Annotated in this window: 21 protein-coding genes and 1 pseudogene; 9 read left to right on the forward strand and 13 right to left on the reverse strand. The window is 61.5% G+C overall.

The window, feature by feature from the left end:
• Positions 1-107 precede the first annotated feature (107 nt).
• Complete coding sequence (locus ACESMZ_RS00675) at positions 108-3,878, forward strand: DUF1631 family protein (RefSeq protein ID WP_372956178.1); 3,771 nt, start codon at positions 108-110, stop codon at positions 3,876-3,878.
• A 23-nt stretch (positions 3,879-3,901) separates the two neighbouring features.
• Here the strand turns inward: ACESMZ_RS00675 and ACESMZ_RS00680 are convergent, their stop codons facing one another.
• The 3 genes from ACESMZ_RS00680 to ACESMZ_RS00690 all read right to left on the reverse strand — a co-directional run bounded on the left by ACESMZ_RS00680 (position 3,902) and on the right by ACESMZ_RS00690 (position 6,376).
• Positions 3,902-4,747, reverse strand: a complete 846-nt coding sequence (locus ACESMZ_RS00680; RefSeq protein ID WP_372956179.1) for a pirin family protein — start codon at positions 4,745-4,747, stop codon at positions 3,902-3,904.
• A 159-nt stretch (positions 4,748-4,906) separates the two neighbouring features.
• A complete protein-coding gene (gene speD / locus ACESMZ_RS00685; RefSeq protein ID WP_372956180.1) occupies positions 4,907-5,698 on the reverse strand; it encodes an adenosylmethionine decarboxylase in 792 nt (263 codons plus the stop codon).
• A gap of 258 nt (positions 5,699-5,956) precedes the next feature.
• Positions 5,957-6,376, reverse strand: coding sequence for an OsmC family protein (locus ACESMZ_RS00690; RefSeq protein ID WP_372956181.1), 420 nt, complete (start codon positions 6,374-6,376; stop codon positions 5,957-5,959).
• Between the two features lie 289 nt (positions 6,377-6,665).
• Between ACESMZ_RS00690 and crp the strand changes: the two genes are divergently transcribed.
• Both crp and ACESMZ_RS00700 read left to right on the forward strand, forming a co-directional pair.
• Positions 6,666-7,307, forward strand: a complete 642-nt coding sequence (crp, locus tag ACESMZ_RS00695; RefSeq protein ID WP_091853186.1) for a cAMP-activated global transcriptional regulator CRP — start codon at positions 6,666-6,668, stop codon at positions 7,305-7,307.
• A gap of 80 nt (positions 7,308-7,387) precedes the next feature.
• Entirely contained in the window at positions 7,388-8,326 is a 939-nt protein-coding gene (locus ACESMZ_RS00700) for an alpha/beta fold hydrolase (protein ID WP_372956182.1), read from the forward strand.
• A 32-nt stretch (positions 8,327-8,358) separates the two neighbouring features.
• On the opposite strand, the gene ACESMZ_RS00705 is transcribed toward ACESMZ_RS00700, so the two are convergent.
• Both ACESMZ_RS00705 and ACESMZ_RS00710 read right to left on the reverse strand, forming a co-directional pair.
• Positions 8,359-9,099 (reverse strand): glutathione S-transferase family protein, encoded by a 741-nt coding sequence (locus ACESMZ_RS00705; protein ID WP_372956183.1) that lies wholly within the window; start codon positions 9,097-9,099, stop codon positions 8,359-8,361.
• A gap of 7 nt (positions 9,100-9,106) precedes the next feature.
• Entirely contained in the window at positions 9,107-9,874 is a 768-nt protein-coding gene (locus tag ACESMZ_RS00710) for a pseudouridine synthase (protein ID WP_372956184.1), read from the reverse strand.
• Between the two features lie 155 nt (positions 9,875-10,029).
• Between ACESMZ_RS00710 and ACESMZ_RS00715 the strand changes: the two are divergent.
• The 5 genes and pseudogenes from ACESMZ_RS00715 to ACESMZ_RS00735 form a co-directional block, all read left to right on the forward strand.
• Positions 10,030-11,025 (forward strand): annotated as a pseudogene (locus tag ACESMZ_RS00715) (tryptophan--tRNA ligase); the annotation flags it as partial.
• A 142-nt stretch (positions 11,026-11,167) separates the two neighbouring features.
• Positions 11,168-12,265: a M14 family zinc carboxypeptidase gene (locus ACESMZ_RS00720; RefSeq protein WP_372956185.1), complete on the forward strand. Its 1,098-nt coding sequence runs from the start codon at positions 11,168-11,170 to the stop codon at positions 12,263-12,265.
• 25 nt (positions 12,266-12,290) lie between these two features.
• Positions 12,291-13,058, forward strand: coding sequence for an alpha/beta fold hydrolase (locus ACESMZ_RS00725; protein WP_372956186.1), 768 nt, complete (start codon positions 12,291-12,293; stop codon positions 13,056-13,058).
• Between the two features lie 184 nt (positions 13,059-13,242).
• Positions 13,243-13,860: a glutathione S-transferase family protein gene (locus ACESMZ_RS00730; RefSeq protein WP_372956187.1), complete on the forward strand. Its 618-nt coding sequence runs from the start codon at positions 13,243-13,245 to the stop codon at positions 13,858-13,860.
• A gap of 4 nt (positions 13,861-13,864) precedes the next feature.
• Positions 13,865-14,476, forward strand: coding sequence for a DUF4202 domain-containing protein (locus ACESMZ_RS00735; RefSeq protein ID WP_372956188.1), 612 nt, complete (start codon positions 13,865-13,867; stop codon positions 14,474-14,476).
• Positions 14,477-14,503: 27 nt separating this feature from the next.
• Here ACESMZ_RS00735 and trpC read toward each other — a convergent pair whose 3' ends face one another.
• The 6 genes from trpC to rpe form a co-directional block, all read right to left on the reverse strand.
• Complete coding sequence (gene trpC / locus ACESMZ_RS00740; RefSeq protein WP_372956189.1) at positions 14,504-15,316, reverse strand: indole-3-glycerol phosphate synthase TrpC; 813 nt, start codon at positions 15,314-15,316, stop codon at positions 14,504-14,506.
• 13 nt (positions 15,317-15,329) lie between these two features.
• Positions 15,330-16,361: an anthranilate phosphoribosyltransferase gene (gene trpD, locus ACESMZ_RS00745; RefSeq protein ID WP_372956190.1), complete on the reverse strand. Its 1,032-nt coding sequence runs from the start codon at positions 16,359-16,361 to the stop codon at positions 15,330-15,332.
• A 577-nt stretch (positions 16,362-16,938) separates the two neighbouring features.
• Complete coding sequence (locus ACESMZ_RS00750) at positions 16,939-17,517, reverse strand: aminodeoxychorismate/anthranilate synthase component II (protein ID WP_372972069.1); 579 nt, start codon at positions 17,515-17,517, stop codon at positions 16,939-16,941.
• A 16-nt stretch (positions 17,518-17,533) separates the two neighbouring features.
• Positions 17,534-19,021, reverse strand: a complete 1,488-nt coding sequence (gene trpE, locus ACESMZ_RS00755) for an anthranilate synthase component I (RefSeq protein WP_372956192.1) — start codon at positions 19,019-19,021, stop codon at positions 17,534-17,536.
• 231 nt (positions 19,022-19,252) lie between these two features.
• Positions 19,253-19,942: a phosphoglycolate phosphatase gene (locus ACESMZ_RS00760; protein ID WP_372956193.1), complete on the reverse strand. Its 690-nt coding sequence runs from the start codon at positions 19,940-19,942 to the stop codon at positions 19,253-19,255.
• An 8-nt stretch (positions 19,943-19,950) separates the two neighbouring features.
• Positions 19,951-20,625 carry a ribulose-phosphate 3-epimerase gene (gene rpe / locus ACESMZ_RS00765; protein ID WP_372972070.1) on the reverse strand — a complete coding sequence of 225 codons (675 nt, stop codon included), beginning with the start codon at positions 20,623-20,625 and terminating at the stop codon, positions 19,951-19,953.
• A gap of 193 nt (positions 20,626-20,818) precedes the next feature.
• On the opposite strand from rpe, the gene ACESMZ_RS00770 reads away from it, so the two are divergent.
• On the forward strand, positions 20,819-21,778 hold the full coding sequence (locus tag ACESMZ_RS00770) for a DUF3530 family protein (protein ID WP_372956195.1): 960 nt from the start codon (positions 20,819-20,821) through the stop codon (positions 21,776-21,778).
• 4 nt (positions 21,779-21,782) lie between these two features.
• Here the strand turns inward: ACESMZ_RS00770 and ACESMZ_RS00775 are convergent, their stop codons facing one another.
• Positions 21,783-22,775, reverse strand: a complete 993-nt coding sequence (locus ACESMZ_RS00775) for a GGDEF domain-containing protein (RefSeq protein ID WP_372956196.1) — start codon at positions 22,773-22,775, stop codon at positions 21,783-21,785.
• Positions 22,776-22,778: 3 nt separating this feature from the next.
• Entirely contained in the window at positions 22,779-23,606 is an 828-nt protein-coding gene (locus ACESMZ_RS00780; protein WP_372956197.1) for an alpha/beta fold hydrolase, read from the reverse strand.
• Positions 23,607-23,684 lie beyond the last annotated feature (78 nt).

Raw genomic sequence — 23,684 nt, forward strand, 5'->3', positions numbered from 1 at the left:
CCGGTTTGCTGAGGTCGCGCTGCGGGTGCCGGTTACCACCCGCTGAAAGGGAATCGTCCTGGCCGGTACCACGGTGCTGCCGGGCTATACCATCGATCAGGTAGTGAATGGATCCGAAGGAACGACGCTCCAGCCCCCGACGCCCCATCAAACTGGCCGCCCAGGTTGACCTGGGGGAAGCCGGAATGTGGCCCTGCCAGATAGCCGATTTCTGTGCAGAAGGTCTGTTTGTCCGCTACTCCGGCGATACTTCCGCCAGGATCCGCGCCCACCTGCAGAAATACCCTGGCCAGGACCTGGGTATTCATTTTCGCACCGGTGATGGCCGCGAACGCCACCAGCTGAACGCCAGGCCGGTGCGCCTGATCGACGGTGCCATGGGCGTCGAGTTCACCCGCTCCAGTCCGCAGGCAGTGGAAGCCATGCTCAGCCAGTGCGGTGCAGATGGAGAGTTTCAGGAACGCGCCTCCCTCAAACCGCCCAGTGAACGTGTCCAGTTTATCCTTCGTCAGTGTGCCCGGAGTGTCACCCAGCATATCGAGCCGCTGATGGGCGAGTGCTTTGTGGCCATGGTGGAAAACCTGAGGCAGGCCGCCCTCAAGGCCGCCAATGACCAGCAGGCCAACGAGTTCATGGATGCCGCCGCCCAGGTGGAGAGTCGCCAGCGTTCGTTCTGGCTGTTGATGTCGCGGTACCTGGAGTCCCCCCTGAAGCCGGAACGGGATAACCAGGCCTCTTCCAGCCTGTCGCTGGTGGACAAGGGCGAGTTCGAGGACTGGCTGGCCATCAAGGTGATGGTGACCAAGGCCGATACCCTGTATCGCGCCGAGCTGCTACAGCTACGGATGCGGCTGGACCGGCTGGGCGTGACCAACGCCACGGGGCACCAGAATCCCCTGGGGCCTTCACTGATCTGCGAGGCGTTTCACACCGGCCTGGAAAGCCTGCGATCGAGCCGGCCGGTGGAAAAGATCTGCCTGAAAACCTTCGAGACCCTGGTGCTGCAGAAAATTGGCCCGCTGTACGAGGAGCTCAACCAGATTCTGGTACGTCACGGCATTTTGCCGGACCTGGACCTCAGTCGTTACCTGAGCGAGCGCAAGCCCCGCGGCGAGGCACCAAAGCCTGAGACCCCGCCAACAACGGCCGCAGCGTCGCCGGTCAGTCAATCTGCTGCAGCGATAAAGGAAAAGGCCACCCCGACAGGTTCCGGCCGGCCGCCGGTCGGTGATGCCCGCAGTCAGGGATTCCAGGAGCAGATGACCCTTGCCCGCTCGGCCTTCGAAACGGTACGCAACCTGATCGGAACCCTCAAATCCGGCCGCATGGCTGAACAGGCGCCCGCACCGTTTGCCGAGGACGCCCGTCCGCTTTCCCAGGGCGAATTCCAGGCCCAGTTGCATTCCCTGCAGAGGACGCCGAAACCGGAAGAGCAGGCCGCACCGCTGAAAGAACGAGTCATTGAGCAGGTAAAGCGTTCCGGCGACCATGCCCTGGACGAGGAACAGCAGGCTACCCTGGACGTGGTGGACCAGTTCTTCCGCAGCGTGGTGGAGAGCCCGAGACTGACCGACCATGCCCGCCAGCAGATGCGTCAGCTGGAAGTGCCGGTACTCAAGGTGGTACTGCGGGATCCAGCTTTCTTCGATGATATCGAAAGTCCGGTCCGGGGGGTGATGAACCGCCTGGCGCAACTGGGGGTTCGTGGCGGTCGCACCAACCCCGCCGTACAGCGCCGGGTGGACGACCTGGTGGATCGAATTGCCGCCGAATTCGAGCAGGACACCCGGGTATTCGAAGGAGCCATGGGTGAACTGGATACCCTGATCGACCGGCAGAACCTGATCTATCGCCGCAATGTGGAGCGGGTCACGGCCGCCGCTGAAGGGGCCCAGAAGGTCGCCGAGTCCAAGTCTGCGGTCAGCAGGGCACTGGATGAGCGACTTGGCGGCCGGGACGTTCCCCGGGCTGTCATCAGCCTGCTCAATGCGGGCTGGCGGGATCTGCTGTCGCTGACCTGGATCCGCCAGGGCCCGGACAGCCAGCTATGGCAGGACTACCTGTCGGTAGTGGATACGCTGATGGCATTCGCGGACGATCCAGAGATTGATATCAACCTGTCGGAACTGCTGCGGCTGATCCAGGAGGGGCTGGGCTCCATATCCAGCAACCATCTGCCCGCAACCCAGGTGCGTGAGGAGCTCAAACAGTTCCTGGTGCGGTCGCCGGATACGCCGGTGGAGCGGGTGCCGGTGCCCAGGGCCGAGCCCGAAGACGATGTCGATCGCAAACAGCAGGAGCGGTTGCAGAAGCGCCTGCAACGCTGGATCGCCCGGGCCCAGAAACTGCGTACCGGCGACTGGCTGAAAGACCAGACCAACCCCGACCAGGTCCAGTACATCCGCCTGGTATGGATCGCACGGGGTTTCAACCGGTTTGTGTTTGTCAATCACCAGGGTATGCGGGTGGTAGAGCTGGAACTGGCGGATCTGGCCGAACGTATGCAGAAGGGCCTGATCGTGCCCGACAGCCAGTATGCGCGGCCGCTGGTGGATGAAAGCATCGATCGGATGGTGCGCAAGGTCTATGACCAGCTGTCCTGGGCCTCTACCCATGATGAGCTGACCGGGTTGCTGGAGCGGCGGGAGTTCGAGCGGGTACTGGAGCAGCAGCTGAGTCGCCATGAGGACGAGCGCACTCTGGTGCGGCTGGACCTGCGCCAGTTCCGGCTGCTCAATGACACCGCCGGCCTGGCCGCCGGTGACGAGGCCCTGAGGCGGGTGGCGGGCATTCTTCGGGACAGGGTGGTGGAGGGTATGCCCCTTGCCCGGCTGGACGGAGACGAGTTCGGCTTTCTGGTGCCATCCGAGAATGCCGCCCCCCTGGTGGAGGGCATAATCCACGCCATCGAGAGTCTGGAACTGAACTGGCAGGGGCGCCGATACCGGTTGTCGGCAAGTGCCGGCCTGGCGCCCCAGTTGCCGGTACTGACCACCGCCGGGCGCTGGCTGCGGGCCACCGAGGAGGCCTGCAAGCTGGCGAAGACCCGTGGCTCGGGCAAGTATGTGATCTATCAGTTGGAACCGGAGCGTTTCGAGAAGCAGGAACAGATTGCCGCCAAGGTAGCCAGCCTCGGGGATCTCAACGAAGAACGGATGCTGCTGCGGTGCCAGAAGATTATCCCGCTGCACAAGGACACCCGGCTGACCACCCAGTACGAAGTGCTGATCAGCATGTATGACGACCAGGGGGAGCTGATTACCGCGGCAGATTTTGTGCGCATGGCCGAAAGGTACAACCGCATGCAGTTTGTTGATCGCTGGGTGGTGGGCTACATGCTGGACTGGTTGCGCAGCCATAGCCGCCAGGGGGACAGTGGTGAGAGCCGCCAGCCGGGTTACTGCATCAACCTGTCAGGATACTCCCTGAACGACGAAAGCCTGCTGGAGTTTATCTACGGCAAACTCAGCGAGGCCGATGCACCGATTGAGCGTTTGTGGTTTGAGATCACCGAGGTGGCGGCGATTCGCGATGTGCATGCGGTAGCCGAGTTTATCGGTGAGATGCAGGAGCTGGGCTGCCGCTTCTGCCTGGGCAACTTTGGTGCGGGCCCCACTTCCTATCAGTACATGCGCAGCCTGCCCGTGGATATGATCAAGCTGGACGGGGCCTTTGCCGCTCAGATTGCTGACAGTGAGACGGACCAGGCCATGGTTCGCTCCATGGTGGAAATGGCTCATTACCTGAACCGGGAGGTCATTGCCACCCATGTCGAGAGCCGCGAGTCCCTGGACATGCTGCGCAAGCTGGGCGTGGACTATGGCCAGGGGTACGTGATCGAAAAGCCCGGGCTGCTGGAGCGCCTGGGAACGGCCTGAGCCCCGGTCAGCCGTATTTCCCGTCAGGCGGTCAGCCGGCCGTTCTGATAGTCCCGCAGGGTCTGCTCGATTTCCTTACGACTGTTCATCACAAAGGGGCCATACTGCACCACGGGTTCCCCGATGGGGCGGCCGCCGATCAGGAGCAGCTGTGCACCTTTCGGGCCGGCCTCCACCGTCAGCCGGTCGCCGGTCTCCAGTACCGTGGCCGCTGAGCGGCTCAGTTCCACTCCGCCGATGCTGGCACTGCCCTCGTAAAGATACACCATGGCATTGAGATGAGAGGCCACTGGCAAGGTCATCCCTGCTCCCGCGTCCATGTGCAGGTCGGCGTAGAGCGGTTGGGTGGAGCCCCCGGTAACAGCGCCCTGGCGGGGCTGCCCGTCCAGGGAAAGTTCACCGGCGATGAGCCAGACCTCGCCGCCGTCCAGGGCAATGTGGGGAATCTCTTCCGGCTGGATATCCCGGTAGCCGGCTGCTTTCATCTTCTCCGCCGCGGGCAGGTTCAGCCACAGCTGGAAGCCCCGCATCATGCCCTCTTCCTGCTGGGGCATTTCTGAATGCACGATGCCCCGGCCAGCGGTCATCCACTGCACGCCGCCGTTACGAAGGTTGCCCCGGTTACCCAGATGATCCTCGTGGAGCATATGGCCCTCGATCATATAGGTGACTGTCTCGAAGCCCCGGTGGGGGTGGGCAGGGAAGCCGGCAATATAATCCTGAGGCTGGTCAGAGCCGAACTCGTCCAGCATCAGGAAGGGGTCCATGCGCACCAGCTGGGTCTGCCCGAGGGAGCGGCGTATACGCACGCCCGCACCATCCGAGGTTTCCAGGGCGGGGATAACGCGTTTGATGGTGCGTTCGGTCATGGCGACCTCCTTCTCAGGTTGACTGACATCACCATTAAAGAAGGATCGGGGAGGGGAAGAAACCGAAAAATTCCGGCCCCGGTGTTCAGTAAAACTGAACAAGGTTTCTTTCACGCGAAACCCGTGTGGTCGGGGCCGGCCCGTCAGTCGGGCGTGCTATTACTGGACGTTACGGGAGTAGAAGATTTCCAGCATTTCCCGCTTCAGGCGTTCCTCGATGGAAGCGGCCTCTTCCGGGTCCAGGTCGCTGGCGTTGACGCCGAACACGTAGTTATCCAGGTCGAAATTCTTGAGCATCATCTTGGTGTGGAACAGGTTTTCCTGGTACACATTGACGTCAATCATCTGGTACGCGTTCTGGGTGTCCTCGGTCAGGTAGTTCTGGATCGAGTTGATGTCATGGTCGATGTAGTGCTTGGTGCCGTCCACGTCCCGGGTAAAGCCCCGCACCCGGTAGTCCACCGTGACCACATCCGAATCAAAGCTGTGAATCAGATAGTTGAGTACCTTCAGCGGCGAGATCAGGCCGCAGGTGGACACATCAATATCCGCCCGGAAGGTGCTGATGCCTTCATAGGGATGGCTCTCCGGGTAGGTGTGCACGGTAACGTGGCTCTTGTCCAGGTGCGCAACGATAGCGTCTGGCAGGGGGCCAGGGGACTCCTCGTTGTCCGGCTCGCCGCTGGTGAGTTCGTGCTCGGCGATCAGCATGGTAACTGAAGCGCCATGGGGCTCGTAGTCCTGGCGGGCGATGTTGAGGACGTTGGCGCCGATGATCTTCACCACGTCGGTGAGGATCTGGGTCAGGCGTTCGGCATTGTACATCTCGTCGATGTAGTCGATATAGGCTTCACGCTGTTCTTCGGTCTGCGCATAACAGATATCGTAGATGTTGAAGCTTAGTGATTTGGTCAGGTTGTTGAAACCGTGCAGCTGGAGTTTGGATTCCATGTTCAGCCCCTCCGGAGAATGGAGATGGTTAGGTACAGACTCGTCCATCAATCACGGATGGTCCGGTCTGCCGAGGCCGCCACCGATAACTGACCATTTTACGTGCGCAGACCGGCGGAGAAGGGTGCGTATTATGCACACCGCTTATCCGGTTGAATAGCTTTTCAAACCACATTTTAGCATCGCCTCCCGCACTGTCAGATCAGCGTTATCCGGGGGGGGCGGGGCGAATGGTTCGGGTCGGGTTCGTCAGCCGGCTCAGTTGGCCCTGATTTCATGGCTGTGAGTGATCTCGACGCCGGCCTTCTCCAGCATGATGGAGGCGGAGCAGTACTTTTCCGCAGACAGGCTGACCGCTCGTTTTACCATGTTTTCCTTCAGGTTATTGCCGGTGACCACGAAATGCAGGTGGATCTTCGTGAACACCGCCGGCACCGCGTCCGCCCGTTCTGCCTCCAGTTCGGCGTGGCAGGCGGTGACGTCCTGGCGGCTTTTCTGCAGAATGCTCATTACATCAAAGGAGGAGCAGCCGCCCAGGCCCATCAGCAGCATCTCCATGGGGCGTGGTCCCAGGTTCTCACCGCCATGGTCCGGCGGGCCATCCATCTGTACTTCATGGCCGCTGCCGCTGGTCGCCCGGAAGCTGGCATTGCCGGTCCAGTCTATGGTTGCTTTCATCGGATTAGTCCTTTGGTCAAAACTCAGGGGCGAAATGCTAGCATAAAGCCGCAAAAACCTGTGAAATGGTTCGCTATTGAGAAGTGCGTTATGGACGAGTTTGTGACTCCGGCTTAACATCATGAGTCGTAGTAGCGTTTCGTCTACAAAAGCGACACACCGAACCGGATTTGGGCGGAGTACCCTCCACGGAGGATCCCCCGTGAACAATAAAACAGTCGCAGGAGAGCGACTTCATAAACGACAAACGTCCAGGGATGGCGACACTTGAGGAGGCACGACACTTACCATGGCTACCATCGTCCGGCCAGTTGAGCAGAAAACCAAGCACCTGGACTATTTCCTGTCCCAGTGCCATCGCCGTCGCTACCCGGCCAAGAGCACCATCATCTACGCCGGGGACAAGAGCGACTCTCTCTTTTTCATCGTTAAAGGTTCTGTCACCGTCATCATAGAAGATGAAGACGGTCGCGAAATGATCATGGCCTACCTGAATTCCGGAGATTTCTTCGGGGAGATGGGTCTGTTCGACAACATGGATTCCCGTAGTGCCTGGGTGAAGGCCAAGACGGAATGCGAGGTGGCGGAAATAAGCTACACCAAGTTCCGGGAAATCGCCCAGCAGGATCCCCGTGTGCTTTACTTCATCGGCGAGCAGATGGCGACCCGCCTGCGTCAGACCACTCGCAAGGTGGGCGACCTGGCCTTCCTGGACGTCACAGGTCGGGTGGCACGGACCCTGCTTGACCTTTGCAAGGAGCCCGACGCCATGACCCATCCGGACGGGATGCAGATCAAGATCACCCGTCAGGAGATCGGTCGTATCGTCGGCTGCTCCCGTGAGATGGTGGGCCGGGTACTGAAAACGCTGGAAGAGCAGGGCCTGGTTCAGGTCAAGGGCAAGACCATGGTGGTCTACGGAACCCGCTGACCGGGGTGACTCGCTTCCCGGCTGTTTACCGGCAGGGAAGGCGCCAGCCTGCCAGGCGGACCGAAGAATACGAGGATGGTATGACACACAGCCGGCTGGCATGGCTGGCGGTGCTGCTTGGCGCGGTGCTGCTGACCGGGTGTTCCCGATATGACCTGTACGATTGGCTGATCGCCAGCGAGCGTGAAGACGCTGGTCTGCAGCTGCAGGAGGCTACCCTCGGCGAACTTTCCGTGGTCTATCTCACCAATGGTAAGTCCTCGGCGACCCGGGCCCTGGTGATGGTTCACGGTTTTGCCGCCGACAAGGACAACTGGGTCCGGATGGCGACCCATCTCCCTGACGACTACTACCTGGTTATTCCCGACCTGCCGGGCCATGGTGACAGCAGTGTTGCCGGACCAGAGGCGTACACGGTTGAGGCCCAGGCCGCCACCCTCGCCCGGTTGATAGACCACCTCGGTATCGAGCGGGTGGATATGGCCGGTAATTCCATGGGCGGAGGTATCACCGCCTATTTCGCCAGCCGCTACCCGGACCGGGTGCGGACCATCGCCCTGTTCGATCCTGCCGGGTCGAGCCAGTACCCCTCCGAACTGGACCAGGCGCTGGCGGAAGGGCATAACCCGCTGGTGGTTCGTGATCCCGGTGACTTTGACGAGCTGATGGACTTCGTTTTGGAGCAGCGTCCGTTTGCACCCTGGCCGATCACCTCCGTGATGGAAGAAGAGGCCATGGCACGGCAGTCCATCAATGACCAGATCTTTGATGCCATCCTTTCATCCGGTGAGCAGCTGGATCTCTCCGGCATCCTGCCCGCAATCGAAGCCCCCACGCTGATCGTCTGGGGAAAGCAGGACCGGGTGCTGGCGCCGGAAAATGCCGGGGTTTTTGCGGAAGGTATCGAAAACAGCACGGTGGTCCTGCTTGATGGTGTGGGCCATGTGCCCATGCTGGAGGTGCCGAAGCAATCCGCTGAACTGTGGCACGGATTTCTCCAGCGGTACCCGCTGCCCTGACCTCCGTCAGCGACCGGCACTGCGTTAACGGCTCAGCGGTGCTTCCGGTAGCAAGCGGCAACAGGCTCCAGCAGAGCCCCCTTCTGCCGGTGCCATTCTTTCAGCCCCGGAGGTAGTCGCCCGGGTCCCGGCCAAGGCACCGGATACTGCGGGGGCATGAAAAGCGGCGCAAACAGGGCCCCGGCAGTGATATCCGCCCGGCTGAAGCTGGCACCTGCCAGGTACCGGCCTTCGCCATAAATTTCGTTGATCTCTTCCAGCAGGTTTTCGATGACCACCTGTGCCCGGGCGGCGGTTTTCTCGTTGATGTTCATCATTTCCCGCATGGTTTCATCCACGCGGCTGAATCCCAGCCTCAGCAGGTACTGGTTCCAGAATGGAGATTTTGCGGTCAGCAGGGGGGCCACCACCCTGGGTCGCTGCAGCAGGTGATGGTAGGCAAAGGTACGAACCGCCGGGCCGGCCTCCTCATCGAGCCGTTTTTCCCAGGCCAGTGCCGAGGCACGTTCATTGGCGCTTTCCGGCAACAGGGGGTTGTCTGGGAATGCACTGTCCAGATGGTCCAGAATCTTCCCGGAGCCCTGGATGGCCTTGCCACTGTCTACGAGTACCGGCACCGAGGTGGCCTTCTCCCCGGTCAGTCCGCGAATGACCTTGCCGTGCATCCCCGGCAACAGGTACTCCGGCTCATAGCTGATGCCCTTTTGGTCCAGGGCCCAGCGGACCTTTTCCGAGTAGTGGGAGATGGCGAACTGGTAGAGTTTCAGGGGCATGTCCAGGTTACTCCTTGGTGACGTGAGCCTGACCGGACCTGATCATAGCAGACTCTGCCCAGCCGAACGCCCCGGCGACCCTCAGGAACGCATCCGGTGGTGGGGCTGACAAGTCAACAGGTGCTCCGGTCACCGGGTGATTCAGCCAGAGATCGCTGGCGTGCAGATACAGTCGGTGCTCGCCGAATGTGCTTGCAAATGCACGGTTATGGGCGCCCTTGCCGTAGCTGCTGTCCCCGATAATGGGGTGGCTGATGTGTTTGAGATGGCGGCGTAGCTGGTGCCGCCGGCCAGTGGCAGGGCGGCAGCGCACCAGGGCGTAGCGACTGGTGGGGTAGCGTTTGTCCACCGGCCAATCCACCGTGGTGTGGGCCAGGCGATGGTAAAGGGTTAATGCCGGCTGGGGCTCAGCGTCGATGGTTCGCCGGGACTCCTGGTCATCCTTCACCGTCAGTGCATGGCGGATAATGCCGCCGAGGGGAGGGTGGCCGCGAACGATGGCCAGGTATTCCTTGCGCACCCGGTGTTCCTGGAAAGCCATGGCCAGCTCCCGGGCGCAGTCCCGGTTCAGGGCAAATACCAGTAAACCGGACGTGGGGCGGTCCAGGCGGTGTGCCGGCCACACCCACTGTCCCAGCTGGTCCCGCAGAATCATCATGGCGGAGCGGGTTTCCCGGCGGTCAATCTCACTGGGGTGGACCAGCAGGTTCGCGGGCTTGTCCACGACCACCAGGTGGTCGTCCCGGTAGATCAGTGGCAGGGTTTCCTGGGGCATGGGGCAGTCAAAACGCGTTGGCGGCTGAAGCGGTTATCATACCGTGTTCGGGGGCCGGCACTCACGAATCCGTTTGCCGCCCGGCCTTCCATTGGGTATGGTTCTGCTTTCTTTTTAACCTCGGTTTTTATCCCATCCGGAATAGCGCGATCACCATGAGCAAGACACGAGTACTGACCGGTATCACCACTACAGGCATTCCCCACCTGGGCAACTACGCAGGCGCCATTCGCCCTGCCATTCGCGCCAGCGAGGAAGGCCAGAGTGAATCCTTCCTCTTCCTGGCGGACTACCATGCCCTGATCAAGTGCCAGGAGCCGGCCCGGGTGCAGGAATCCGTGCGGGCGATCGCCGCCACCTGGCTGGCCTGTGGCCTGGATCCGGAAAAGGTGACCTTCTACCGTCAGACCGATGTGCCCGAAATCACTGAACTCAACTGGGTGCTCACCACCGTGACTGCCAAGGGCCTGATGAACCGGGCCCATGCCTATAAGGCGGCCGTCCAGGAGAATGAGGAGAACGAGGGTGCCGACCCCGATCGCGGCATCACCATGGGGCTGTTCTGCTACCCGATCCTGATGGCGGCGGACATCCTGATGTTCAACGGTGAGAAAATCCCGGTGGGCCGTGACCAGACCCAGCATATCGAGATGGCCAGGGATATCGCCCAGCGCTTCAACTACCTGTTCGGCGAGACTTTCACCCTGCCGGAGGCGGTGATCGAGGAGTCGTCCATGGTGTTGCCGGGGCTGGACGGCCGCAAGATGTCCAAGAGCTATAACAACACCATCCCGCTGTTCGAGGGTGAGAAAAAGCTGCGCAAGGCCATCAACAAGATCAAGACCAACCTGCTGGAGCCTGGTGAGCCCAAGGACCCGGAGACCAGTGCGGTGTTCTCCATCTATTCCGCGTTTGCCAGCCAGGAGCAGACAGCCGCCATGCGCCAGGAATTCGCCAACGGCATTGCCTGGGGCGAAGCCAAGAAACAGCTGTTCGAGCTGATCAATGAGGAACTGGCGCCCATGCGGGACACCTACAATACCCTGATGGACGACCCGGCCCAGCTGGACCGTATCCTGCAACAGGGTGCTGAAAAGGCCCGGGACTACGCCACGCCACTGATGGCTGATGTGCGTCGCAAGGTGGGTATCGGGCCAATTGCCGGCTGAGGCGTTTGCCGCTGTTTCACCGGGGCCCATGAGCGCGCGGGATTAAGGTCGCGTTCCCGGTGTCACAGAAGTGACTTGGTAGCCGGTCATGATAGAGGGTCCGTTCCACCCCGGGAGGCCTTCCGTGACCGAGCTGAAACAGCTGACCCACCATCGGGATATCGCTGCGGAAAAACAGCGCCGCAGCAATCACCAGCGGCGGACCATCCGCACCTTCCTGCCGGAACTGGTCCAGCTGGAGCGCCTGCTGGCGGAAGCCCCGGAGGGCATCCAGAGCCGCGTACTGACCCGGGTAGAGGTCCGGGACCTGGTTCTGCCGGTTTACCGCATTGATATCGGCAGTCAGGCCGAGGACGCACCGGTGGTTTTGCTGGTGGGCGGTGTCCACGGGCTGGAACGCATCGGAGCGCAGGTGGTCATTGCCTGGCTCGACAGTCTGCTGGCCAAACTGCGCTGGGATGAGCCGTTGAACGAGCTGCTCACTCGGGTCCGTATTGTTGCGCTGCCCATTCTCAACCCTGGCGGCATGTTCCTGAACCAGCGGGCCAACCCATCCGGCGTGGACCTGATGCGCAATGCGCCGATCATGGCCCAGGGTGAAAGCACCTTCCTTCTCGGGGGGCAGAGGCTCTCGCCACGGCTGCCCTGGTACACCGGTGAGCCTGAACAGGGCATGGAGCCGGAGGGTGAAGCCCTGAAATCGGTGATTGACGAGATGCTTCCGGGGCGGCCGTTCAGCCTGGCCCTGGACTGCCATTCGGGCTTTGGGTGGCAGGACCAGATCTGGTTCCCCTACGCCTACCGCCGTCGCCCGATGCGTCGCATTGACTCGGTAATGGCCCTGAAGCTGCTCTGGGAGCAGGCCTACCCCAACCACCGCTACGTGTTCGAGCCCCAGTCGGCCCACTATCTGACCCACGGGGATCTGTGGGATTACTTTTACAAGCAGGTGAATCGCCAGGGAAAGGGCACCTTCATTCCCCTGACCCTGGAGATGGGCTCGTGGCGCTGGCTGCGAAAACGCCCTCGTCAACTGTTCCGCATGGAAGGCTTCTTCAACCCGCTGGTGCCCCACCGCCATCAGCGGGTGCTTCGCAGTCACCTGTTGCTGATGGACTTTCTCGTTCATGCTGCGGTCAGCCACGGTAACTGGTTGCCAACCGGGGAACAGGCCCGGACGCTGCGGGAAGCGGCGCTTACCCACTGGTACCGGGAAGCCTGAGTCCATGCTTTCCGGGGACTGCGCCATGAACTGGATCCTGCTGCGGGGCCTGACCCGGGAAAGAGCGCATTGGGGCGACTTCCGGGAGCGGCTGGAGGAGGCGTTTCCACGGCACCGGTTTCATGTCCTCGACCTGCCTGGTACCGGCGAACATTTCCATGAGGTTTCCCCCGCCACGATTGCCGGCATCCGCCGGAAAGTGCAGGCCAGCGCGGAGCCCATCACGGGTCCAATCGGGCTGCTGGGACTGTCCATGGGCGGAATGGTGGCCCTGGACTGGGCGCAGGCTGCTCCGGACCGTGTCCGGCAGCTGGTGCTGGTCAATGCCAGCACCGGTTTCAGTCCGCCCTGGCAGCGCATGAAACCGGAAACCCTGGGGCGGGTCCTGGCGCTGATGTGGCAGCGGGATGTACAGAAGCGGGAGCGGGCCATACTCGAGCTGACCTCCAACCGCCCGGTAACCGACACCCTGCAAAGGCGCTGGTTCGAAATCCAGCGGCGCCGGCCTGTCAGCCTGCGCACCACCCTTGCCCAGCTCCGTGCAGCGGCCCGCTACCGTCCCGGCTCCTCCGCTCCAGCGGCCCGGGCCCTGCTGCTGGCCAGTGCCGGAGATCGCATTGTTAACTGGCAGTGCAGCCGCCGCCTGGCCGATCGCTGGAGCTGGCCGCTGCTGGTCCACCCGGATGCAGGTCATGACCTGCCGCTGGATGATCCGCAGTGGGTGATCAGGCAACTCGGTTGTGAGCTGCCAAACAGGCCTGTCGAAAGCCCGGTCGAACCTTCCTTACCCTGACCGGCAACTAACATGCCTCAATTAACTCCAGTTAATATCGGGTAATGCTACAAGTCAGCAGACGCCGGGGTGTGGGGTGAGGCTGCGCTCTTGACGGAACTTCGCCAACAGGACAATCTGTGACGGCAACCTTACCCCCTGTGTTACCTGTTTATTCATAACAACATCCGAGGTGCCGTCACCCATGAAGATTTTCGAGACCAAAACTGCCCCCAACCCCCGGCGAGTGCGCATGTTCCTGGCGGAAAAGGGTCTGCTGGACAAGGTGGAATTTGTGCAAGTGGATCTGCAGAAAGGGGAGAACCTGACCCCGGAGTTCCAGGCCATGAACCCCATGAAGAAGGTGCCGGTGATGCAGCTGGATGACGGCAACTGCATTGCGGAGACCATGTCCATTTGCCTCTATTTCGAGGAACAGTACCCGGATACGACGCCCCTGATGGGTACCACACCGCTGGAGAAAGCCCAGCTGGACCAGTGGCAGCGGTGGCTGGACTACTACTTCTTCGTGCCCACCGGCATGTGCTTCCAGCACAGCACCGGCTATTTCAAGGACCGGATGAATCCGATTCCGGAATGGGGCGAAGAGGCCGGCAAGCAGGCTGCCGGCTTTATGGACTTCCTGGACCGACACCTGGAAGGACGCAAGTTCATCTACGGCGACAGCATCACTGCCGCAGATATTACCGCCCTGTGTGTGCTGGACTTTGCCAAGGTGGTGAAGATCCGTATCAGCCCGGAGCAGAAGAACCTGCAGGCCTGGTACGACCATATGAAGGAACGCCCCTCTGCAAAGGTCTGATGGCATGATGACAAAGGATACTGGCCTGGCCTGTGCCCTGGATGCCATCGACCGGGCCAACCGCCAGGACCCCAACATGGAACGTGTGGACGGCCAGACGGTGCCACGGGAGTACGCCTACAGCCTGCATATGACCCGCTGGCTGTTCGCCCTGGAAGCACAGCCGTCCGAACGCATGCAGATAGCCTGCCGGGCCCAGCACATCGAACGCTGGACCCGGCCCCGGGCGGATTTTCCGGAAGGTCGCAAGGGCTATTACCAGTGGCGCCAGGCCTGTGGTCGTTTTCATGGCGAGCGGGCTGCTGAAATCATGGCGCAGTGCGGGTATCCGGAAGCGGAGTGCCAGCGGGTTGCTACTATCCTTACCAAGCGGGAGCTGCGTAACGACCCTGACACGCAGCTATTGGAGGACGTGGCCTGCATGGTGTTCCTGGAACGCTATTTTGCGGACTTCTATGAGGATAACCCGGACTTCGACAAGGAGAAGTGGCTGCGAATCGTACGCCGCACCTGGGAGAAGATGACACCCCGGGCCCATGAGGCAGCGCTGCAGTTGGCTGGCACCATGCCAGCCCACTTGCAGGTGGTTTTGAAGGAAGCGCTTGAGGGGGGCTAAAGGCCCCCTCGTTTCCTTCAGGAACGGTCAGTCGAACAGTTCCCTCAGCTTTTCGCCGGGCTCCGGTGCCCGCATGAAGGACTCTCCCACCAGGAAGCCGTAGATGTCCCGCCCGGTCATGGCGGTGACGTCGTCACGGGTCACAATGCCGCTCTCGGTGATGGTGAGGCGATCTTCGGGAATGCGCTGGTGCAAATCAAAGGTGGTGTCCAGAGATACCTCGAAGGTATGCAGGTTACGGTTGTTGATGCCCACCAGCGGTGTGCGGAGGGTCAGGGCATCATCCATTTCGTCGCCATCATGGACTTCCACCAGTACATCCAGCCCGACTTCCTGGGCGATACCTTCCAGTTCCTGCATCTGGTCCCTGGTCAGACAGGCGGCGATGAGCAGGATGCAGTCAGCGCCGATGGCCCGGCTTTCGTAAACCTGATACGGCGCTACCATGAAGTCCTTGCGGATCACCGGAAGGCTGCAGGCGGCCCGGGCTGCTTTGAGGTAATCCTCGTGGCCCTGGAAGAAGTCATGGTCGGTGAGAATCGACAGACAGGTAGCGCCGCCCTCTTCGTAGCTATGGGCGATGGCTGGCGGATCAAACGGGTCCCGCAGGATGCCCTTGCTGGGGGATGCCTTCTTGATCTCAGCGATGACGGCGGGCTTCCTTTGGCCTATCCGGTCGGCCATAGCCCGGGCAAAACCCCGGGCATCCGGCTGGTCGCCGGCCATGGCCCTGAGGTCAGCCTGGGAGATGGAGCGCTTGCGCTCTTCGATTTCTTCCCACTTGCGGTCCACGATCTTGCGGAGGATGGTGGGGGTCCGGTCGTTATGTCGGTCAGTCATGGTGTCAGGCTGCTCAGTCAAAACAGTGTGAAAAGTCAGCCAGCTCGGACATCTTGCCGGCGGCCAGTCCGCTGCCCATGGCATCCAGTGCCATTTCCACCCCCATCTTCGGTGTGGTCGCCAGACCGGCTATGTAGATGGCCGCACCGGCGTTGAGGGCAATCATGTCCCGGGCTTTCTCGGCCATTTCGTCATGGCCACGACCGAAGGCAGCGCGGATCAGGTTCAGGGAGTCCTCGGAGGTGTCCACGGTGAGGCCCACCAGCGACTGGCTCTTGATGCCCAGGTCTTCCGGGTTGACATCATATTCGGTGATCTGGCCATCCTTGAGTTCGGCCACGTGGGTGGAGGTGGCGAGGCTGATTTCGTCGAGGCCATCCTTTGAGCACACCACCATGATGTGTTCGCTGCCCAGCTTCTGGAGAACCTCCGCCATTGGGCGACACAGGGCCGGGGTGAACACGCCCAGCAGTTGTCGCTTGACGCCGGCGGGGTTGGTCATGGGGCCGAGGATGTTGAAGATGGTCCGGCAGCCCAGTTCCTTGCGGGGGCCGATGGCGTGTTTCATGGCGCCGTGGTGGCTGGGAGCAAACATGAAGCCGACGCCGATCTGTTCTACGCAGCGGGCGACCTGTTCCGGTGTCATGTTGAGGTTGATGCCGGCCTTTTCGATCAGGTCGGCACTGCCGCTTTTGGAGGAAACGGCCCGGTTACCATGCTTGGCCACGTAACCGCCGGCGGCGGCCACCACGAAGGCGGAGGCGGAGGACACGTTAAACAGGTTGGCGCCATCGCCGCCGGTGCCGACGATATCGACCAGGGGTTCGGCGTTGATCTGGACGCCGGTGGCCAGTTCGCGCATGACTTCGGTGGCGCCGGTGATTTCGTCGATGGTTTCGCTCTTGAGGCGCAGGCCCATCAGGAAGGCGCCAATCTGGGCGTCGGTGGCCTCACCGTTCATGACAATGCGCATGACCGCTTTCATTTCTTCCCGGCTCAGGTCCAGGTTGGAGGCGATTCGGTTCAGGGCTTCTTTCATGTCCATGGTTTGGTGGGCCTCTCGTTTCTTTACTCTGTGTTTGGTTGTCGTCTTGGTCCAGTACCTGGCCTGTCGATGCTACCGCACTTTGACGTGGGTTTGAGTATGGGTTGACGTCGGGTTTGGGTGCCTGGCCGGTGGGTGCAGGGGGCATTTTCTCCGCCGCAATTCAGGGGCCGTCCCTGGCACCCGCCTTGCTCTGCGCCATCCATGGCGCTGCTGCGAAAATGCCCCCTGCACCCCCCGTCCGACGGGCCTGTCAGCGAGACGCACCTATAACCCGAACTGTGCCCTAGCACGCGTTTAATCAGAAATCCTCTTTCTGGTGCAGTTGTCGGGCTACTCGGAGGGGAGGGGTGGGGGATTATTCTTCCAGACCGTCGGCAGCCATGGGTGAAGAGCATCGCTCTTCACGGGCTGGCCATGGAAGGCCAGTCCTGGACTCTCGATGCGACGCAGGAGCATTTAGCATCGAGAGGCTGCCGTCGAGCCCCACATGGACGTGCTCGTGGGCGTGTCCAGAAAAATGATACCGCTCCCCGGCCGGTACCCGAGCCATGGCACTCAGCCAAAAGGCCTGATTCTAAGACCGCAAAAAGTTCCGTAAAAGCTCATGCCCCTCCTCAGTCATAATAGACTCAGGATGAAACTGCACCCCCTCAATGGGCAACGTCTTGTGCCGAACCCCCATAATCTCCTCAATGGACCCGTCCTCATTGCGGGTCCAGGCCGTTACCTCCAGGCAGTCCGGCAATGATTCTTTCTCGATCACCAGACTGTGATACCGCGTTGCCTGCAATGGGTTGCTCAACCCCCGGAAAACACCAGTATCGGAGTGGTAAACCGGTGAAACCTTACCGTGCATCACCTGGCCGGCGCGCACAATATTCCCACCATAGACCTGACCGATGGCCTGGTGCCCAAGGCAGATACCCAGAATCGGCAGCTTGCCCGCAAAGTGGCGGATCGCGGCCATGGATATACCGGCTTCGTTGGGCGTACAGGGTCCCGGCGAAATCACCAGGCGCTCCGGGTTCAGGGCCTCGATTTCCTCCACCGTAATCTCGTCGTTACGGTGAACCTGGACATCCGCTCCCAACTCTGCCAGATACTGCACCACGTTGTAGGTGAAGGAGTCGTAGTTGTCGATCATCAGCAGCATGATTGTGTCCCCCGCCTCAGTGGTCGTAGTCGTTGTAGGTCATGGCAACGGCCCGGAAAATCGCACGGCCCTTGTTCATGGTTTCTTTCCACTCAAGGCGTGGTACTGAATCTGCCACGATGCCTGCCCCGGCCTGGATGTGCAGGGTCTTGTCCCTGATGACTGCGGTGCGGATAGCGATGGCGGTGTCCATATTGCCATTGAACGACAGGTAACCCACGGCGCCGCCGTAGACGCCCCGTTTCACCGGTTCCAGTTCATCGATAATCTCCATGGCCCGGATCTTTGGGGCACCGCTCAGGGTGCCGGCGGGCAGGGTTGCGCGCAGTACGTCCAGGCAGGAGGTATCCTTCTTCAGGCGGCCGGTGACGTTGGAGACGATGTGCATGACGTGGGAGTAGCGCTCCACGATCATCTTGTCGGTCAGCTTTACCGTGCCGGTTTCGGACACGCGGCCGGCGTCGTTGCGGCCCAAATCAATGAGCATGAGGTGTTCGGCGATCTCTTTCGGGTCTGCCAGCAGTTCCTTCTCCAGCGCCCTGTCCTCGGCGTCGGTGGCGCCTCGTTTGCGGGTGCCGGCGATGGGGCGCACGGTGACTTCATCGTCTTCCACCCTTGCCAGGATCTCCGGGGACGAGCCCACGATGTGGAAGTCTTCCAGGTCGAGGAAGTACATATAGGGTGACGGATTGAGTACCCGCAGTGACCGGTACAGGTTCAGGGGGGGCGCCTCGAAGGGGATGGTCATGCGCTGGGAGATCACCGTCTGCATGACGTCACCGTCCAGTACGTAGCCCTTGATGCGGTCTACCGCTTCCTCGAACCGGTCCTGGGTGAAGCCGGAGATGAAGTCGCTCTCGTCTACCGTCTTGCCCCGCAGATGTTCCGGGGTGCGTGGGGCGTTGGCAGTCTGGCGGTGCAGGCGGGCTTCCAGTTCGTCGATACGGGCCAGGGCCCGGTCATAGGCTCCGGCTTCGGCCGGGTCCACGTGGACAATGAGGTGTAGCTTGCCACGGAGGTTATCGAACACCACGATTTCATCGGACACCATCAGCAGGATGTCCGGCGTGCCGATCTTGTCCGGCGGGCAGGTGTTGCGCAGGCGCTTTTCGATATAGCGCACGGTGTCGTAACCAAAGTAACCCACCAGACCGCCATTGAAGCGGGGCAGGTCGTCCAGGTCCGGGGCATTGAAGCGGGCCTGGTACTCTTCAACGAAGGTCAGCGGGTCTTCCCGCTCGTCGTCTTCGATCACCTGGCCATCACGGGTAACGGAAATTTTGTCTCCGTATACCTTCAGCACTTCCCGACAGGGCAGGCCGATGATGGAGTAACGGCCCCATTTCTCCCCCCCCTGAACCGACTCGAACAGGTAGGAGTATGGCCCGCTGGCGAGCTTGAGATAGGTGCTCAGAGGTGTGTCGAGGTCCGCGAGAACTTCGCGGTACACAGGAATGCGGTTGAAGCCAGCATTAGCCAGCCGGTCGAACTGTTCGGGTGTCATGGTGTCGTCCTGAAATCTGATCTGCGGTTGCCCCCGGTTCAGCCGGGCAGCAGCGTTGTTATTGTGGCGCGCAGGTCGGTTGCGTCGCCGGGCCTGTCAGCCGGTACGCCATCGCCACCATCGTGTTGCGCGGGTTGTCAGCACCCCGCGTGATGCAGTCAGATTCAGTCCCTGCACGGCAGGAATCTCCCGAAATCAAGTACGGTTGGATCTTGGTAAACCCTTGAGAGGTTACAAAAGCTCCGTCAGCGAATCAACAACTACCTCGGCTCCGAGTTCATCCACCGGCGGGCCATAGTTGTAGCCATAGCGGACCAGAACGGCGGGCAGGCCGGCGTTGCGGGCGGCTTCGGCATCGGCCCGGGAGTCGCCGATCATTACCGTGGTGCCGGGGGTGCCGCCCAGGGTACGCATGGCCAGCAGCAGGGGTTCGGCGTCGGGCTTCTTCACCGCCAGGGTATCGCCGCCGATGATCATTTCGAACCAGTGTTCCAGTCCCATTCGCTCCAGCAGTGGGCGCACGAACCGTTCCGGCTTGTTGGTGATCACCGCCATCCGGCATTCGGTCTCCTGCAGCCGTTGCAGGCAGGATTCCACCCCGTCGAATACCGTGGAGCAGCTGCCGTTGAGGGTGTCGTAGGAGCGGTAGAACTGCTCGCTGGCGTCCCGGAACAGGGATTCGTCAATGGGTTCGCCGTTTTCCCAGTCTGCCCGGCCGGTCAGCGCCCGGCGTACCAGTATCTGCGCTCCGTTGCCCACCCATTGGCGAACCTTCTCTTGTCCGGCCGGAGGTCTGCCCAGCGAGGTCAGCATGTCGTCAATAGCTGCGGCCAGGTCCGGAGCGCTGTCTACCAGGGTGCCGTCCAGGTCGAAAAGGGCCACGCCGGGCCACAGGGAGGTGAAGCGTCGTCTGGGTTCCACGGTAATGGTTATCCCGCTTTCCCGATCTCGGCGCGCATGGCGTCGATGGTGGTCTTGTAGTCATCGGTGTTGAAGATGGCTGAACCTGCCACGAAGGTGTCGGCACCGGCCTCCGCGATTTCCCGGATGTTGTCGGCTTTTACACCACCGTCGATTTCCAGGCGGATCTCGCGGCCACTGTCGTCAATGCGCTTGCGGGCTTCCCGCAGCTTGTCCAGGGTGCCCGGAATGAATTTCTGGCCTCCGAAGCCCGGGTTGACGGACATCAGCAACACGATGTCCACCTTGTCCATTACGTAGTCCAGGTGGCTCAGGGGCGTGGCCGGGTTGAATACCAGGCCGGCCTTGCAGCCGCCGTCGCGGATCAGTTGCAATGATCGGTCGATGTGGTTGCTGGCTTCCGGGTGGAAGGTGATATAGCTGGCGCCGGCGTCGATAAACATGCGGATCAGGTCGTCCACAGGGGATACCATCAGGTGCACGTCGATGGGCGCGGTAATCCCGTGTTTGCGCAGGGCTTCGCACACCATGGGCCCGATGGTGAGGTTGGGCACATAGTGATTGTCCATGACATCAAAGTGGACGATGTCGGCACCGGCGGCCAGGACGTTATCCACTTCTTCCCCCAGGCGGGCGAAATCGGCGGAGAGGATGGACGGTGCAATCAGTGCGGGCTGTTTCATGATGGTCTCGTCAAACGGCTGAATCCGGCATGGAAGAGGCACCAGGCTCCCTGTGATAAGATTTTCCGACACCTTGCCTGAACGGATCCGGCAATCCTCGCCTACACGGGCGGCTGCCGGATGTCGGTGTCGGGCACCGGGGAGTCCGGTGGAAAACGGACGTTATTCTAACAGCTCTGAACGGGGAATGTCCGTGGCCTCTGCGGAAATGCATTATCTCATTACAGCCCGATGGCTTGCGGTCCTGGTGGCTGCAGCCCTCTCCCTGGCCAGCCCGGCCATCGCACAGGATGAGGCTCCGGCCGGCGAATCTGGCAATACCAACACCACTGCCGGTGAAGATGCTTCGCAGGATACGGCGGGCAACGCCACCGAGCGCTATTTTATTCGTTCTGCCGGTGATTCCGGCAGACTCGCCCAGCGCTATCCCCACCTGGCTGTCTGGCTTGAACCGGACGGCGCACCCCGGGCCCTGGCGCTGGTGGAGCGGGAAGCAACTGACACACCTGAGGGGGCGATGGTGATCCTGGCGGACGAGGGGCAGACCGCCAATCATGTGCTGATCGAGGGTTTGCGTCGCCGCCTCACGGAAGCTGGCTGGGCGGCCATGTCCATGGGGAACGATCAGGTCAGCCCTGCACTGCAACTGGCCCGTCAGCGGGAGTTGGTGCCAGGCGCAACGCGTCCCGGCGGGAGCTCGCCGGAGGGTCAGCCGGTGATGATCGATGTGAATGATCAGGCCGCCGAGGAGCTGCTGGAGGCCCACCGGGACGAAATGAACGCCCGGCTGGAAGCTGCCGTTGCATGGTTCACCGAGCGGGACTATTCCCCGGTTGTGCTGGTGGGGGTGGGCCGGGGTGCAGCGGCGATCAATGATTTTCTGCCCGGGGCGCAGGACGCTGTGTCCGCAGTGGCCTGGGTCGCCCCCGAGTTTGGCGAACGGACGCCGGATGAGTTGGTATCAGAACTGAGGGGTGCGAACGTCAGGCTGCTGGACATGTACCCATCCCGTTCGTCAGCGGGGCCGGTGCGGCAGGCTGCGTTCCGCCGGGCCGGCGTTAAGGGTTACAGGGCGTTGAAAGTGCCGTTTGGGGGCGGCGAGTCTGCGGGGGCCATAGCCAGTCGCCTGGCGGGCTGGGCTGACGGGGACTGACGGTTCAGGGGTTGCCGGGTGCCGCGGCCTGGAACAGCTGGTTGCGACCGCCGGTCTTGGCTTCGAAAAGGGCGCGGTCCGCACGGCCAAACAGGTCGCTTGCCTCTTCCCCGGGTATGGCCTCGGCGACACCGACACTGATGGTTACCGGCGCGGGTGTGCCGGTGAGTGCTGCGACGCGTTCCCGCAACCGCTCGCCTGCTTCGGCGGCCTCGGCCTGGTGGGTATCCGGCATGATGATGACGAACTCTTCCCCGCCAACCCGCGCTGCTACGTCGATCTCACGAATGTTTTCCGTCAGCGCGCTGGCCACCGCCTTGAGCGCCCTGTCGCCATCCTGGTGGCCATGGGTGTCGTTGATCTTTTTGAAGTGGTCCACGTCGATGAGCACCAGGGATACCGGTCTCCGGTTGCGCTTCAGTACAGCCAGCTGGTGACTCAGGGTGCGCTCGAATACCCGTCGGTTAGCCAGGCCGGTCAGGGCGTCGGTGGTAGCCATGTGCTCGAGCTTGCGGTTCAGGGCCAGTAACTCGTCCTGCTTCGCTTCCAGCGCCTGCCGAACCTGCTCCAGTTCGGCGTAGGCCTTTTCCTGTTCGGCTACTGCCTGTTCCGCCGTCTGCCGGGCTGACAGCAGTTGCTCTTCGAACACATGGCGCTTGTGGATGGCCATCACCGACAGGTCGTAGCGCACGGCTCCCTTGTCGTCGTTAACGTCGCCGTTGATCAGCATCGGCATGTCGATACCGTTGCGGTTGCGAAGCCGCAGGTAGACTTCGCTTGCGTGGCCCTGGTGCTGCAGTAACGGCAGCAGGCTGGTCAGGTAGAACATGCGTGCAGCGGGAGACAGGAGTTCGTCGATATGGGCGCCGATCAGCTCCCCGGGTTCGAATTCCAGCCAGCGGGCCAGGGTACTGTTGATCCAGAGAATAACCCCGTCCGTCTGTAGGCTCAGCAGGCCACAGGGGAGCTGGTTAATGTCAGCCGGGGCAGAGGGCATGGCTCAGGTCTCCAGGGGCCCGGTGGCCGGCCCCGTACGAAGGCTGGCCAGGATGCCCTCTACCACCGCCCCGGGATTGCTCATGTGGGGGTAGTGACCGGTGGCGTTCAGCCTGGTGATACGGCAGTCCGGAAGGTGCCTGGCAAGGTAATGCACTACCTCTGGCGGCACGATCACATCCTGCTCTGTGTAAAGGATGTCCACCGGTACGGGAACGGACGACAGCAGATCCCGGATATCAGTGAAAAAGGTGGCCTCGGCGAATTTGCGTGAAATCACCGGGTCTGCCGCGGCGAAGCTGCGGCGCAGCCTGTCTGCGAGTTCCGGTCGATGGCTGTTGGCCATGGCAAGGGGGGACAGGTAACCGGCCCACTCAAAATAATTATGCTCCATCATGTTCAGAAGGGCATGGATATCGCTTTCCTCAAAGCCGCCGTGGTAATCCGGCGGGTCATTGACGTAACGGGGTGAGGGACCGATGGCGACGATCTGGCGGAATCGTTCCGGAGCCTTTCGTGCCGCCAGCATGCCGATGACACCGGATACGGAATGACCAACCAGGGTGGCGGGCGCACGGGTAGTGGCGGCAAGCACTTCAATCAGGTCTTCGGCGTAGCCATGAAGGGAAGCGTGGCGGTCACGGTTCCAGGCGCGGAGGTCGGAGCGGCCGCAGCCTGTGAGGTCAAACAGCACCAGACGAAAGTCCGGTGCAAGCGCTTCCGCTACCGGTTGCCAGATGAGCTGGTCGCAGCCAAAACCGTGGGCCAGCACCAGGGTGTGGTCACCTTCACCGAGAATCTGCACGTGGTTGCGATGGATAATGTCTTGCATCAATGGCGCCCGGGATGGGTAACGAAATGAGATCTGCATCACGCTTTGCAGGTGATTCTGGTGGCCGCCCGGATAAAA

Source organism: Marinobacter sp. (assembly GCF_041690615.1).
Taxonomy (GTDB): Bacteria; Pseudomonadota; Gammaproteobacteria; order Pseudomonadales; family Oleiphilaceae; genus Marinobacter.

Bases quoted from the DNA above. Each gene is read 5' to 3' on its own strand.
- ACESMZ_RS00705 (WP_372956183.1), bottom strand. From the start codon at position 9,099: ATGCCCCTGAAACTCTACCAGTTCGCCATCTCCCACTACTCGGAAAAG.
- ACESMZ_RS00690 (WP_372956181.1), bottom strand. From the start codon at position 6,376: ATGAAAGCAACCATAGACTGGACCGGCAATGCCAGCTTCCGGGCGACC.
- rpe (WP_372972070.1), bottom strand. From the start codon at position 20,625: ATGAAACAGCCCGCACTGATTGCACCGTCCATCCTCTCCGCCGATTTC.
- ACESMZ_RS00730 (WP_372956187.1), top strand. From the start codon at position 13,243: ATGAAGATTTTCGAGACCAAAACTGCCCCCAACCCCCGGCGAGTGCGC.
- ACESMZ_RS00750 (WP_372972069.1), bottom strand. From the start codon at position 17,517: ATGCTGCTGATGATCGACAACTACGACTCCTTCACCTACAACGTGGTG.
- ACESMZ_RS00735 (WP_372956188.1), top strand. From the start codon at position 13,865: ATGATGACAAAGGATACTGGCCTGGCCTGTGCCCTGGATGCCATCGAC.
- crp (WP_091853186.1), top strand. From the start codon at position 6,666: ATGGCTACCATCGTCCGGCCAGTTGAGCAGAAAACCAAGCACCTGGAC.
- speD (WP_372956180.1), bottom strand. From the start codon at position 5,698: ATGGAATCCAAACTCCAGCTGCACGGTTTCAACAACCTGACCAAATCA.
- ACESMZ_RS00700 (WP_372956182.1), top strand. From the start codon at position 7,388: ATGACACACAGCCGGCTGGCATGGCTGGCGGTGCTGCTTGGCGCGGTG.
- trpE (WP_372956192.1), bottom strand. From the start codon at position 19,021: ATGACACCCGAACAGTTCGACCGGCTGGCTAATGCTGGCTTCAACCGC.
- ACESMZ_RS00710 (WP_372956184.1), bottom strand. From the start codon at position 9,874: ATGCCCCAGGAAACCCTGCCACTGATCTACCGGGACGACCACCTGGTG.
- trpC (WP_372956189.1), bottom strand. From the start codon at position 15,316: ATGACTGACCGACATAACGACCGGACCCCCACCATCCTCCGCAAGATC.
- ACESMZ_RS00725 (WP_372956186.1), top strand. From the start codon at position 12,291: ATGAACTGGATCCTGCTGCGGGGCCTGACCCGGGAAAGAGCGCATTGG.
- ACESMZ_RS00680 (WP_372956179.1), bottom strand. From the start codon at position 4,747: ATGACCGAACGCACCATCAAACGCGTTATCCCCGCCCTGGAAACCTCG.
- ACESMZ_RS00775 (WP_372956196.1), bottom strand. From the start codon at position 22,775: ATGCCCTCTGCCCCGGCTGACATTAACCAGCTCCCCTGTGGCCTGCTG.
- ACESMZ_RS00675 (WP_372956178.1), top strand. From the start codon at position 108: ATGGATCCGAAGGAACGACGCTCCAGCCCCCGACGCCCCATCAAACTG.
- ACESMZ_RS00780 (WP_372956197.1), bottom strand. From the start codon at position 23,606: ATGCAAGACATTATCCATCGCAACCACGTGCAGATTCTCGGTGAAGGT.
- trpD (WP_372956190.1), bottom strand. From the start codon at position 16,361: ATGGACATGAAAGAAGCCCTGAACCGAATCGCCTCCAACCTGGACCTG.